At 37.7% G+C, this 13,424-nt stretch carries 14 protein-coding genes; 8 read left to right on the top strand and 6 right to left on the bottom strand.

Going from position 1 to position 13,424, the window contains the following annotated elements; translation table 11 throughout:
• Nucleotides 1–86: 86 nt before the first annotated feature.
• Nucleotides 87–626, bottom strand: coding sequence for a nucleotidyltransferase family protein (locus tag K2F26_RS00740; protein WP_220609971.1), 540 nt, complete (start codon nucleotides 624–626; stop codon nucleotides 87–89).
• Between the two features lie 215 nt (nucleotides 627–841).
• Here K2F26_RS00740 and miaB point away from each other — a divergent pair, with 215 nt between their 5' ends.
• The 3 genes from miaB (at nucleotide 842) to aspS (ending at nucleotide 4,495) form a co-directional block, all read left to right on the top strand.
• Nucleotides 842–2,206, top strand: coding sequence for a tRNA (N6-isopentenyl adenosine(37)-C2)-methylthiotransferase MiaB (miaB, locus tag K2F26_RS00745; RefSeq protein WP_220609972.1), 1,365 nt, complete (start codon nucleotides 842–844; stop codon nucleotides 2,204–2,206).
• 143 nt (nucleotides 2,207–2,349) lie between these two features.
• Entirely contained in the window at nucleotides 2,350–2,535 is a 186-nt protein-coding gene (locus tag K2F26_RS00750; RefSeq protein WP_194055722.1) for a ssr2422 family thylakoid membrane protein, read from the top strand.
• Nucleotides 2,536–2,701: 166 nt separating this feature from the next.
• Complete coding sequence (gene aspS, locus K2F26_RS00755; protein ID WP_220609973.1) at nucleotides 2,702–4,495, top strand: aspartate--tRNA ligase; 1,794 nt, start codon at nucleotides 2,702–2,704, stop codon at nucleotides 4,493–4,495.
• A gap of 88 nt (nucleotides 4,496–4,583) precedes the next feature.
• Here aspS and K2F26_RS00760 read toward each other — a convergent pair whose 3' ends face one another.
• Nucleotides 4,584–5,204: a hypothetical protein gene (locus K2F26_RS00760; RefSeq protein ID WP_220609974.1), complete on the bottom strand. Its 621-nt coding sequence runs from the start codon at nucleotides 5,202–5,204 to the stop codon at nucleotides 4,584–4,586.
• Between the two features lie 85 nt (nucleotides 5,205–5,289).
• Here K2F26_RS00760 and K2F26_RS00765 point away from each other — a divergent pair, with 85 nt between their 5' ends.
• The gene (locus K2F26_RS00765; protein ID WP_302850076.1) at nucleotides 5,290–5,736 is read left to right on the top strand and encodes a restriction endonuclease; all 447 of its coding nucleotides are present in this window, start codon (nucleotides 5,290–5,292) and stop codon (nucleotides 5,734–5,736) included.
• A gap of 90 nt (nucleotides 5,737–5,826) precedes the next feature.
• Here the strand turns inward: K2F26_RS00765 and aroA are convergent, their stop codons facing one another.
• Together aroA and thyX are read right to left on the bottom strand one after the other, a co-directional pair.
• Nucleotides 5,827–7,176: a 3-phosphoshikimate 1-carboxyvinyltransferase gene (aroA, locus tag K2F26_RS00770; protein WP_220609975.1), complete on the bottom strand. Its 1,350-nt coding sequence runs from the start codon at nucleotides 7,174–7,176 to the stop codon at nucleotides 5,827–5,829.
• 482 nt (nucleotides 7,177–7,658) lie between these two features.
• Nucleotides 7,659–8,381, bottom strand: a complete 723-nt coding sequence (thyX, locus tag K2F26_RS00775) for an FAD-dependent thymidylate synthase (RefSeq protein WP_220609976.1) — start codon at nucleotides 8,379–8,381, stop codon at nucleotides 7,659–7,661.
• Between the two features lie 186 nt (nucleotides 8,382–8,567).
• Here thyX and K2F26_RS00780 point away from each other — a divergent pair, with 186 nt between their 5' ends.
• Both K2F26_RS00780 and K2F26_RS00785 read left to right on the top strand, forming a co-directional pair.
• On the top strand, nucleotides 8,568–8,783 hold the full coding sequence (locus K2F26_RS00780) for a CAB/ELIP/HLIP family chlorophyll-binding protein (protein WP_220609977.1): 216 nt from the start codon (nucleotides 8,568–8,570) through the stop codon (nucleotides 8,781–8,783).
• A gap of 140 nt (nucleotides 8,784–8,923) precedes the next feature.
• Nucleotides 8,924–9,505, top strand: a complete 582-nt coding sequence (locus K2F26_RS00785) for a thioredoxin family protein (protein WP_220609978.1) — start codon at nucleotides 8,924–8,926, stop codon at nucleotides 9,503–9,505.
• 136 nt (nucleotides 9,506–9,641) lie between these two features.
• Here the strand turns inward: K2F26_RS00785 and K2F26_RS00790 are convergent, their stop codons facing one another.
• Nucleotides 9,642–10,358, bottom strand: coding sequence for a carbonic anhydrase (locus K2F26_RS00790; RefSeq protein ID WP_220609979.1), 717 nt, complete (start codon nucleotides 10,356–10,358; stop codon nucleotides 9,642–9,644).
• A gap of 113 nt (nucleotides 10,359–10,471) precedes the next feature.
• Here K2F26_RS00790 and K2F26_RS00795 point away from each other — a divergent pair, with 113 nt between their 5' ends.
• Together K2F26_RS00795 and K2F26_RS00800 are read left to right on the top strand one after the other, a co-directional pair.
• Nucleotides 10,472–11,215: a 16S rRNA (uracil(1498)-N(3))-methyltransferase gene (locus K2F26_RS00795; RefSeq protein WP_220609980.1), complete on the top strand. Its 744-nt coding sequence runs from the start codon at nucleotides 10,472–10,474 to the stop codon at nucleotides 11,213–11,215.
• Between the two features lie 253 nt (nucleotides 11,216–11,468).
• Nucleotides 11,469–12,548, top strand: a complete 1,080-nt coding sequence (locus K2F26_RS00800; RefSeq protein ID WP_220609981.1) for a tetratricopeptide repeat protein — start codon at nucleotides 11,469–11,471, stop codon at nucleotides 12,546–12,548.
• A 174-nt stretch (nucleotides 12,549–12,722) separates the two neighbouring features.
• Here the strand turns inward: K2F26_RS00800 and K2F26_RS00805 are convergent, their stop codons facing one another.
• On the bottom strand, nucleotides 12,723–13,082 hold the full coding sequence (locus tag K2F26_RS00805) for a hypothetical protein (RefSeq protein WP_194055767.1): 360 nt from the start codon (nucleotides 13,080–13,082) through the stop codon (nucleotides 12,723–12,725).
• Between the last annotated feature and the right edge of the window lie 342 nt (nucleotides 13,083–13,424).

The following is a 13,424-nucleotide window of genomic DNA, read 5'->3' on the forward strand; positions in this document are numbered from 1 at the left end:
CCCTAGTAAATATTGACCAATATTCAGGTTATATGATATGAAACAGTTTTTTGAATTGATTTTGAATTTTTAACTAGAAATTTAGACTATACAGACAACCGCAGACAAGGACACTTTTGCATAAATTCAGATGCTTTATTTTTAGCATTCACATTATTAATATGTGTGAGCGTTGGTTTAATAATACCACTAAATAAATCATCTAAACCATAGGGTGTGAAAAATTGCCATTCTCCTTTTTGATCCATCCGCACACCAACAGCGGTTGCAGTGTGTAACCAATCTTTAATTCCATCTTCTGTACTGTAATATATAGTTCTACCTGTCCGCCATCTACCAAAACTAGCTTGATTTTTAACATCAAATTCATACTGAGGAAATTGTGTAGTGAGAATTGATTTTGCTTGTTGTTCTTGTTCTCGTGTTCCCTGTAAATCAAAAAAAGCAATATCAAAATCTTTGATGAATAATTGACATTTTTCACCAAATAGGTTAGACCATACGGTATTGCGTACTGCTCCCCCTGCTAACCACCAGTTGAGTAAGTTGAGTTGAGCAATGTGTGGTAGTACATCTGCAATTACGGAATCGGAGAGAATAGTTTTTAAGTTTGTAGAATCACTCATGGTTTATTGCACAACTTGAAAATACAGATAAAGTCATTTATTGACAAGTATCATAACAAGTATGATAAAATGCTTTGGATGACTAGAGTTCAGAAATGAAGCAGAGAACTCAGAGAAATAAATAACGCAGAGTTTTATAACCTACAAAGGCTACGGCTTTTGATAAAATGGTGAATAGACTTAAAATACATGATATTTATTAAGCGTAATTTCCCATGACCACTTCTTCCCGTCGTTATCACATTACTACTTTTGGCTGCCAAATGAATAAGGCCGATTCAGAGCGCATGGCTGGCATCCTAGAAGACATGGGCTTTGAATGGTCAGAAGATCCTAATGATGCTAATGTGATTCTTTATAATACTTGCACGATTAGAGATAATGCAGAACAAAAAGTTTATTCTTATTTGGGTAGACAAGCAAAACGCAAACATAAAGAACCTGATTTAACTTTGGTAGTTGCTGGGTGTGTAGCACAACAGGAAGGTGAGTCTTTACTGCGTCGTGTTCCTGAGTTAGATTTAGTAATGGGACCCCAACACGCTAACCGTCTTAAAGATTTGCTAGAGTCGGTTTTTGAAGGTAATCAAGTTGTGGCTACGGAAGAAGTACATATTTTAGAGGATATTACCCAACCAAGGCGAGATAGTAAAGTGACTGCTTGGGTAAATGTGATTTATGGTTGTAATGAACGTTGTACTTATTGTGTAGTTCCTAATGTGCGGGGTGTGGAACAGTCTCGCACACCAGAAGCTATCCGTGCGGAAATTGAAACTTTAGGAAAACAAGGTTACAAAGAAATTACCCTTTTAGGTCAAAATATTGACGCTTATGGGCGAGATTTACCCGGTTCAACTCCTGAAGGTCGGCATTTGCACACTTTGACAGATTTACTGTATTTTGTCCATGATGTGCCGGGAATTGAAAGAATCAGATTTGCTACCAGTCATCCCCGTTATTTTACGGAAAGGTTAATTAAAGCCTGTGCGGAATTACCCAAGGTTTGCGAACATTTCCACATTCCTTTCCAGTCTGGGGATAATGAAGTGTTGAAAGCAATGTCACGGGGTTATACTCAGGAGAAATACAGAAGGATTATTGATACCATCCGTAAATATATGCCAGATGCGTCTATTAGTGCGGATGCTATTGTGGGTTTTCCTGGGGAGACAGAGGAACAGTTTGAAAATACCCTGAAATTAGTAGATGATATTGGTTTTGATTTGTTGAATACTGCTGCTTATTCGCCACGACCGGGAACACCTGCGGCGTTGTGGGATAATCAGTTAAGCGAGGAAGTGAAGAGCGATCGCCTACAAAGATTAAATCATTTAGTGGCGATTAAAGCAGCCGAGCGATCGCAGCGTTACTTTGGCAGAATTGAAGAAGTCTTAGTTGAAGATCAAAACAGCAAAGATCCAACTCAGGTGATGGGAAGAACAGGAGGAAACCGGCTGACTTTCTTTACAGGAGATATCAAAGAACTGAAAGGAAAAATAGTCAAGGTAAAAATTACCGAAGTTCGCGCTTTTAGTTTAAGTGGTGAACCTGTAGAGGTGCGGGAAGCGGTAGCTGTTTGAGGTGACAGGTGACAGGTAACAGGTAACAGTAAGGGTTTAGATTTTCGTAGGTTGGGTTGAACAAAGTGAAACCCAACCAAACCTTGTAAATGTTGGGTTTCGTTCCTCAACCCAACCTACATACTAAGAAGGAGATAAATAAAATGTCACAAGAAGAGTTTCAACAAAAAATCTTAAATTCACTCGAAGAATTAAAAACTGATGTGGCAAAATCAAATGAGAAATTTGAGGTATACAGGCAAGCTACGCAGTCACTGGTTAATTTGGCTTTCGGTTTGATTGCCAGCGCTACGATAATTACGGTGGTGTCGTCAGTTTTTAAGAGGTAAAGCTGTAACCATAATAGTTCGGACATGATCAATCCTTACCTCAAATAACCAGTTTGCTATTTTTGCCGTTTTTTCTTCACCAGAAATGAATACAATGACTGTTAATGCTAGATAATAGGAAAGCCTTAACATTTACTAACAGCCCGGAAAAGAAGTAATAATCATTATGCGAACTCACTATTGCGGCGAACTCCGACAAGAGCATATTGGAGAAACTGTAACATTATACGGTTGGGTAGACCGTCGCCGCGATCATGGGGGTGTGATATTCTTGGATTTACGCGATCGCTCTGGTATTGTGCAAATTGTTAGCGATCCCCAACGCACCCCAGACTCCTACGAACTGGCTAACACCATACGTAATGAATACGTTGTAGAAATCACTGGTAGAGTTACCCAACGCCCCGCAGAATCACTTAATCCCCGCATCCCGACCGGTGAAGTAGAAATTTACGCTGATAAAATTCACATCCTCAACGCTGTTCGTAAACAGTTACCTTTTCAGGTTTCCACCGCAGACACGGAAAACGTGCGGGAAGACTTGCGCTTAAAATATCGTTATTTAGACTTACGACGCGATCGCATGGCGCAAAATATGCAACTGCGTCACCAAGTTGTTAAAGCAATGCGGCGTTATTTAGAAGATAACGAAGGTTTCATAGAAATAGAAACCCCTGTACTTACCCGTTCCACTCCCGAAGGTGCAAGAGATTATATTCTTCCCAGTCGCGTTAATGAAGGGGAATGGTTCGCTTTACCTCAGTCACCGCAACTATTCAAACAAATATTGATGGTATCCGGGATGGATAGATACTATCAAATTGCGAGATGTTTCCGTGATGAAGACTTGCGCGCAGACAGACAACCAGAGTTTACCCAGTTAGACATGGAAATGAGTTTCATGTCACAAGAGGAAATAATTGAACTCAACGAAAATTTAGTTTGTCATATTTTCAAAATAGTCAAAAATATTGACTTACCCCGTCCTTTTCCGCGTCTAACTTATAAAGATGCGATGAATAAATATGGCAGTGATAAACCAGATACCCGCTATGGTTTAGAATTAGTTGATGTTTCCGATGTTTTAAAAGATTCGGGTTTTAAAGTTTTTAAAGATGCCATTTCTAAAGGTGGAATTGTGAAAATTCTCCCCATTCCTAACGGTAATGATGCTATTTCCAATGTTCGCATTAAACCCGGTGGAGATATTTTCAAAGAAGCAACAGAAGCAGGAGCTAAAGGTTTAGCTTATATTCGCGTGCGGGATAATGGAGAAATTGACACCATTGGCGCGATTAAAGATAATTTGACACCGGAACAAAAACAGGAAATTTTAACTAGAACTGGTGCAAAAGATGGTCATTTATTATTATTTGCTGCTGCTGATACAGGAACAGTAAATAAAACATTGGATAGGTTGCGTCAGTTTGTTGCTAGGGAATTTAATTTAATTCCAGAAGGGAAAAATAACTTCCTGTGGATCACAGATTTCCCAATGTTTGAATGGAATGCAGATGAGAAAAGATTAGAAGCATTACATCACCCATTTACCGCACCCCATCCCGATGATTTACATGACTTGAAAACCGCCCGCGCTCAAGCTTACGACTTAGTTTTAAATGGTTTTGAAGTCGGTGGTGGCAGTCTGCGAATTTATCAAAGAGAAGTGCAATCACAGGTATTTGAAACTATTGGTTTATCTACCGAAGAAGCACAAAATAAATTCGGCTTTTTATTAGAAGCTTTTGAATATGGGACACCTCCTCATGGTGGTATTGCCTATGGTTTAGATCGCTTGGTAATGTTGTTAGCTGGAGAAGAATCAATTCGTGATGTAATTGCTTTCCCCAAGACACAACAAGCACGCTGTTTATTAACAGATGCACCTTCTGGAGTGGATGGGAAACAGTTGAAAGAACTTCATGTTGCTTCGACGGTGAAACCCAAAGTGAAAGAGTAATTTTAAGATCCCCGACTTCTGTAAATAAATCATATTTGATGAAGATGATTAAATTAAGAAGTCGGGTATCTGGATATTTTGATTAATTTTAATTTAAAATCCCTACTAAAATTTTCATTAATATCTCTAAATCCGTAGGAACTCGATATAACATTAAGTCTTGAGTTATGATTCTTTCATCACGTTGAAAACTGCCAAATTGCCATATATCTCCTGTGGTTACAGCACCATATAATATTGGTTCGTTTCCTGATATCCATTCATTTACAGCAATTAATTCTACTGCAAGTTGAGTAAAACCGCGTGTTAAATCTGCTTGTTTTGCTTCTACAACTAATATTTGATGTTGAGTTTGCAAGTAATAATCTAAGTCACCTCGTAAAAATTGGTTGATTTCAATGGGATATTCAATATTAATTGTTGCTTGGGTAATGTGGGCAATTTCTAATAAAATAGGAGCAATTAATACTTCTCTCCGTGCTGCTTCGCTAGTTAAACTTACTCTTTGAATTGCTTCTTCTAATCTTTCTTTTAAGTCATTTAATCTAGTAATTTGATTGTTAGTTGTTGGAAAATTAATATTACTTTTGATTAAGGTTGCTCCTAGTTCTTGTAAAATATCCGCAGGTGCAAATCTTAAATCAAAGTATTTACGAAAGGTGTAGGTTTCACTGGGTTTGAGAATTTGCGGACGATGGGGGGTAGTCATAAGGTTGTAAGTTATATTGTAGGTTTTTTATTGTCTATATTATAGATTTTATTTCACGCAGAGACGCAGAGGCGCAGAGGAGAGGATAAAAAGTTGTTCACCTGACTTTTTTGAAAGGTTGGTAGTAGATTTATTGGTGAAAATGGGTTATGGTGGTTCAAGACGTGATGCAGGGAGAGCAATTGGTAAAGCTGGAGATGGGGGAATTGATGGAATAATTAAAGAAGATAAATTAGGTTTAGATATTGTTTACATTCAAGCTAAAAAATGGGATAATACAGTTGTTGGTAGACCGGAAATTCAAAAATTTGTCGGTGCTTTACATGGACAAAGAGCAAGAAAAGGTGTTTTTATCACCACTTCTAAATTCTCTCAAGATGCTAGAGAATATGTATCTATAATAGATAGTAAGATTGTTTTAATAGATGGACAAGAATTAGCTCAATTAATGATTGATAATCATGTGGGTGTATCAACTGTCTCTATTTACGAGATTAAAAAAATAGATTCAGACTATTTTACAGACGAGTAATCAAAAACCTCAATCTTCCTCTCTGCGCCTCTGCGTCTCTGCGTGAGCTATGCTAAAAAACAGGGGAAAATCGAAAATCCCCTGTCACCTTTACCGACAAACTTCTACCAAAGTATTAGTGAAATTAGGATAAGAAATAGCCGCAGCTTCAGCACGGTGAATAGTCGTAGTTCCACTAGCATTCAGAGCAGCGATCGCTAAACTCATTCCGATTCTATGATCTGTATGACTATCTACCTCTGCACCCACCAAAGCATTACCACCAGTAATTTCCATCCCATCAGGTAATTCTGTAATTTTACCGCCCATTTTATTTAATTGTTGCGCCATTACGGTAATGCGATCGCTCTCTTTAACTCGCAATTCTGCCGCATCTCTAATAATGGTTGTCCCTTCCGCAAAGGTGGCAGCTACTGCTAAAATGGGAATTTCATCAATTAATCTCGGTATAATATCCCCAGCAATAGTACAGCTTTTTAACTGACTAGAACGCACCCGCACATCTGCAACCGGTTCTCCTGCAACTTCCCGTTGATTTTCTAGCTGGATATCTGCACCCATCATTGCCAAAGCTTCTAAAATTCCCGTGCGGGTGGGGTTAACACCAACATTTTCCACCACTAACTCAGAACCGGGAACAATAGAACCCGCAACTAACCAAAAGGCCGCAGAACTAATATCACCAGGAACAACAACTTTTTGACCGTATAATTTGGCATTACCTGTCACAGTCACGCTGTTGGTTTCCGGGTCTATACTTAATTCTGCCCCAAACGCCTTTAACATCCGTTCACTGTGATCCCGTGATAAAGCGGGTTCGGTGACGGTAGTTTTTCCTTCGGTGTTCAAACCTGCAAGTAAAATACAAGACTTGACTTGTGCTGAGGCGATGGGTGAATGATAATGAATCGGTTTGAGTGCTTGTCCTTGAACTGCTAAAGGTGCTAAAGTATTACCCTTGCGTCCCCAAATTTCAGCAGCCATTTGTTGTAAAGGTTTGACAACACGGGACATAGGACGCGATCGCAACGAGTCATCACCTGTCACCGTAAAAAACCGCCCTGGATGGGAAGCTAACAACCCCAACATTAACCGGATAGTTGTACCAGAGTTACCCGCGTTCAACACATCTACAGGTTCTTGAAAATTACCCAAACCAATACCTTTAACCCGCACCAACTCTGTATTTAATTCGGAAATTTCCGCACCAAGCGCCCGGAAACAGTGAGCAGTGCTACGGGGATCTTCACCTAACAGCAGTCCTTGAATCTCAGTTTCACCTTCCGCGATCGCACCTAACATCAAAGCCCGATGGGAAATAGATTTATCACCAGGAATACTGATACGACCTTGTAGAGACAGTCCAGAGGGAGGACGCTGAATAATTAAGTTTTGAGAAGCGTTTTCTTGAGTTTTTAAAGTTATAATAGCAGCCGACATTATGATACACTAGCTTTTGAATAGGCCGGAAATCTGGCAGTGACTTCAGATGCTGCCACTGCTTCATTCCTCCCTACTATCCTACCGCTTTTCATAGTCCGCAACCCACTCCAATCAGCCCCAGTTTAGACTAGCATTTTTTTAAATCTTGACAAAAATATTCACAACCTTGATACACAGACTGATGATAGCCAGAAAAAACATTGTTTTCGGGTTTTAGCTTTCCATCCTAGCCGTTTGCATCTTGATTTGTGTAGATTAACAAATTAGTAGAGGGAGCAATGCGATTTTGTGGGATGACCCCACCGGAAGAGCGATCGCTAAATAAATATTAAGTAGTAATTAGCAATTTAATACAAGACTAAAGTAATATTACTTAAAGAGTTCAGCCTGAAAAAAGAAGTCTATTGTAACGAACAGAAAAAGTAAATAATCAGATACCCGAATTCTTGAAGAAATCGGGTATCTATCCATCTTTGATTTTAAGGTGCTAATCTGCCTTTACCCAAGCGAGATTTTTTGTACCATTCAGCTATTGCAGGAATCCATTCTTCAAAATGAGGCCACATTAATTCACATAACTTTTGAATTTCTAATTGTGCATCTCTCTTATTTCTCAAATCACAAAAGTGTAAGAAAGACCTAACATTAAAACTGACAACAAAATGCTGACGATAATCAAAGGGCATTTTACCCCTGATATGTTCTTCCGACATTCCCGCTTCAAAATCAATTTTGTATTGTTTGGCAGCTTCTAAACACCATTGTAAATCTGCTGCTCTTTTTTCGGGTGAATAATAATATTTCTTACCTTGTCTATCGGTGTAATATCCCACAGGACGTAAGTAAAAAACATCTTCTATATCTTTTTTACCTTCCACCACTTCAATAAACTGGTTTCCTGTGTACCTAAAAGATTGCACATCAAACGATACACCTACCCTGTGGGTGCGTGCTTGCTGCATGACGCTATGGGGAAAGAAACCACAGTTAAAGACTATTTGCGGATGTTCTAATGGTCCGTAATGTCCTCTTTCTCCTGCTAGGAGTTGCTTAACAATGATTTCACCACATTTGGACTCGGTAGGCCATTTGTCTCGCTGATCATATACAAACCCGTCTGTATAGTCTTGGTGCATCGCAGCATAAATGACTTGTTGGGGGTTTGGTGTTTTGGCAATAACTTCTACTCTAAATTTATCCATAACTACTCAAAATTAAGGTTTTTAATAAAGATAGCAATTAACCAGTTAGCAAGTTGATTGATGAGAAGGGAGAGAAATCAAACTCTCTGGATGATCATACATATATCCCAGATATTCAGATACTTTACAAAAATTAATTTATCTGTTACAGTTCTTAATATAGAGAAAAGTTAAGGAGATAACATAATGGCTACAAACGGTTCTATGGTTGATGATCAAGGCAAAATGAATAACTTTGCAGTTGAACCAAAAGTATATATAGACGAACAAGGCGATCGCACAGGTTTTACACCTTATGCAGAATTACTCAATGGTCGTTTAGCTATGATTGGTTTCATTTCTCTGATAGCCTTAGAAGTATTCACAGGACACGGTGTGATCGGAATTTTAAAAAGCCTGTAGAAAATAATTAAAATCTGCTTACATAACAGCTTACATAACAATTGATAAACTAGAGAGACGGGAAAATTCTCGTCTTTTTAATTTGGGAATGTGGGCAAAAAATTTATGGTATGTTGTCAGCATTAAACAAAGGGGAATCTATGGTTTTAACTGCTTCAACAATGTTACCGCTAGGTACTAAAGCACCAGAATTTCATCTACCAGAAGTAGTATCTGGAGAAAATATTTCACTGGCTAATTTTGCCGATAAAAAAGCATTATTAGTGATGTTTATTTGTCGGCATTGTCCATTTGTGAAGCATATCCAACAAGAATTAGCCAATTTAGGAAAAGATTACTTGAATAGTGATTTGGGAATAGTTGCTATTAGTGCTAACGATGCTCAAAACTACCCAAATGATGCACCTGAATCATTAAAAGAAATGTCCACAGAGTTGGGATTTAAGTTTCCTTTGTGCTACGACGAAACCCAGGAAACAGCAAAAGCTTACACAGCAGCTTGCACACCGGATTTTTTCCTATTTGATCAAGAAAGAAAATTAGTTTATCGCGGACAATTAGATGATAGTCGTCCTAGTAATAATAAACCAGTAACAGGTGCAGATTTACGGGCAGCAATTGAAGCCGTTTTAGCTGATCAAGCTGTCACCAGTGAACAAATTCCCAGTGTGGGTTGTAATATTAAATGGAAACTGGGGAACGAACCTAATTACTTTGGTTAAGAAAATTTTAATCATCTCCAGATTACTCACACATTACTCACACATTCTGATTTCTGAACAGGTGGGAATTTCCCGCCTGACTCCTGAATTATTAACCCTAAAAATCCACAAATAAAATCAACAAATAAAAATTAACCTATGAGGGGTGAAATTCTATTTTTCTAGTGTTTATTGGTTGTACTGGACGAGCATTTACTTGATATAACTTTTGGAAAGCTGCAATTTGTTTTTCAGAAACTTGAGTTGCTTGTGTCAGTACATTCCATTTTACATTTTCGCTGCATGGTGGTGTAGTTAGTGAACCGATATAACTGAAAAAAGCTTTATTTTTAGGTAGTAAATTAGCAGCGTTAATCGTATAATTTTCAATGTCATTGATTTTTCCTACTGCGGGAATATGCTGCCAAATCTGATCGATGAAGGGATTAGCTGAACCTTTATTCATCATCACTCCCACAACTGCTAATTGGTTTTTAGCATTGCGATGTACTAAGTGCATTTCCAGAGCAGATGCTTTATTATTAATAGTATGTTCACTGGGTATATGAAAATGAAACTGGATGAGTTCATATTCCTCATCGTTAATTTTCATAGTGCTACCTGGGAGGTAATTGACTTGGACAGTATAACCATTATTAACAACTAATAAAGGTGTGGGTTGATAGTTAAACTCTATTTGTACAGGAGTTGCTTCTACTGCATTATTTATATTGATAGGAGATTGATTTTTCCCTAGTTCACAAAGCGCAAAATCAGGACTGATTTCTCCCCAATGAGTAGGATTTGCTGCACCTGCATAGCTCCATTCTGGTGTATTTTCCTCAGCTATGACTGGTTTAGGAAATACAGCCATTAACCCTATTAAAAATACTACAATTACTATAAGATTTAGAAACAAAAGGTTTTTTATTTTCCAGATTAGTTTCATCCTACTCAAATCTATACCTCAATAAAATATAATTAAAAATGCAAAGGATCACAATTCAAATTTCCCAACTTCAAGAGACAAAAATTTTATTAACACCCCAACAACAACATTATTTATTGCGAGTTTTGCGATTACAAGATGGGGATAAATTTATCGCAATGGATGGTATGGGTAAATGGTGGTTAACCCAGTTAACAGGAGAAACAGGAGAGATTTTAGAATTACTGGAAGTGAAAACCGAGTTACCTGTATCTATTACTTTGATGGTAGCTTTACCAAAAGGAAATGGTTTTGATGATGTTGTCCGTTGTTGTACGGAGTTAGGTGTAACTTGTATTGTACCAGTTTTGAGCGATCGCACCTTATTAAATCCCAGTCCCCAAAAATTAGAACGTTGGCAGCGCATAGCTGCTGAAGCTGCGGAACAGTCAGAGCGTGCTTTTGTCCCTATCATTTTAGAACCTGTAGCTTTTAGCACTGCTTTAAATGAACGTGCAGCAAATCAGCGTTATAAGCGTTATATTTGTGAAGCGCGGGGAAATTATCCACATTTAATAAAAGTCCTAAATAACCTCTCTGGTGAAATTGTAGGTGAAAATATAGGTGAAAATATAGGTGAAATTGTCATTGCCACAGGACCAGAAGGAGGATGGACAGATAAGGAAATTGAAATGGCTATAAAAGCCAAATTTCAGCCTGTTGCCCTGGGTTGTCGCATTCTCCGCGCTGTCACTGCCCCAATTGTAGCATTATCCTTGATTGCCGCTGCTTGTGAAGCATAAACCGCAATACTTTAGACATCTGGTGAAAATAATGGTAGGGACAATTCATGAATTGTCCCTAGAACGGGTTTCTGGTTATGCAAACCCTAATTACTGGATATGTCTTTTGTGATAATTATTCAGAAGTGAATGTAATTTGCTGAATGTGAGTATAGTGGGTATAAATGATATATCTCATGCACCAAGATAAAGATAACGCTGTTTGCGTCTTTACTTCTAGGGGTGAGAAATTCATTTAAGTTTATATAAAGTCATGTTGGAAGAAGTGATCGCCGCCTTTGAACGCAAAGACTACCAAACCGCAGTTACATTAATTAAACCATTACTCAAACAATCACCGGAAGATCCTTGGGTGCAATTTTATTTTGCACGGTTACAGGAAGTTTATGAAAAGCGACAGGAAGCAGAAAAAATTTATCGTCAACTTTTGAAAGTGACCATCAATAATAAAATCATTTCCCAAGCACGTCAAGGTATACAAAGAATCAAAGATTTTGAACAAACAGAAAGACAAAAAGCCATTGCTCAAGCAATAGCAGAACCAAGTAATAATGAACCAGGAATTTTAGTTTTAGAACCGATTAATAATCAACTAAAAACCTTAGCTGCACCCAAATTTGCCCAAATTATGCAAATTGATACTTACTCAGCTAGACTCATGTTACCTAGTCGTAGTTGGCGAGTATACCGCACAGGAAAAATAGGCGAAATGCAATTTTATGGCAAACAATTACAACAAGCTGGGATTCCCTGTTTTTGGTTAAAAATATCCCAAATTCAACAAATTCAAGTACATCAAGTCCAATATTTTTCTGAATCATCACCTAACCCAAAAGTTGTATGTGTCAGTTCAGAAAATCAACTTGGTTCTTTGAGTTTTGATTGGTCAGAAGTCACAGCCAAAGTTGTGGGACTTTTACCTATTTTTGAACAGGTAGTAGATATTAATGTTCGTGGTAAATTAGAACGGAAAACCCAAACTCAAGACTATTACCAATTTTGTGATTTACACCTACCAGAAAGACGTAGTATTTTAAGAATTTATGACAATGGCTATGAATTTCAAAAAGGTTTAGAAATCACTCCCCAAGCTACACAAAACACAATTAGAATTAATTGGAATAGTTTGATGAGTTGGGTTGAGCAAAAAATACCTCAAGTTAAAACCTCGTCAGATTTTCAACCTTTTGGAGAAACAGTTTTAGATCAAACAGAAGTGCTAAATCAAATTCCCTCTCATATTCAATTATTTAGGAGGGAAAATACTAATTGGGATGCAGCTTTTCAGTTATACAGTGGAATTGTGTTTGTGAAAAACTGTTCAAGTAATTAATAAATCAGTAAGTTTGAGATTTTGGATTAAAGATAGGATTTGTCTTTGTGTTTGTAGTTGGGGCTTTAGCCCTGATTTTGAGGACTAAAGTCCTCACTACGAGCAATATATTCTATATTAAACAAGTTAATTAATCCAAAATCTAAAATCCAAAATCTAAAATCCAAACTTTACTTATTCAGGAGTTTTTACTTGACGGGCCATATCCAGAAAAATATTCATGTTCGCACCTGGACGACGACGACCACCAAAAGATTGTCCCATTAAATATTTGGTTGCAAAATTTGTTTCAGTTGCTACTGCGGGTTTCGCGGGTTCTGCTTTGGGGGTTGGTGCTTGAGCGGGTTCTGCTTTGGGGGTTGGCGCTTGAGCGGGTTCTACTTTTGCTGCTGCTGCTGGTGCTACGGGTGCTGCTGCTGGTGTAGTTTCTCCAACTTCTTCTTTTAGTTCCAAGTAGTATTCATCTTTTTTGCCAAATAACCCACCAATGAAACCAAGAATACCACCGATTAAATTTTTGATAAATCCAAACATGACAATTTCTCCTGTTTTTAAATTTTTGTCATATCACCGTAATTGTAAATTATTTCAACATAATTTTACATTTTGTTGCCATAATCATTGCGGTAATAAGCTGTAATAACTTTAGGGATTTTTACTAAATCGCCTTGTAGTCATTCTATAGGCCAATTGTTATGACTTCATTACAACTATTAGCGACTTATGAATACCAGCGAAATCATTATTAAATCTTACCGTATCTATAAGCAAGATTCTGAGATATTCCTTAACAAAATTTAACAACATTGGTTAATTGCAAAAACTGTCATAGCTTTTGGGTTGATAGCTCTGATACTTGTTTATATTTTTTACATA

It is taken from the genome of Sphaerospermopsis torques-reginae ITEP-024 (assembly GCF_019598945.1).
In the GTDB taxonomy this organism is placed as follows: domain Bacteria; phylum Cyanobacteriota; class Cyanobacteriia; order Cyanobacteriales; family Nostocaceae; genus Sphaerospermopsis.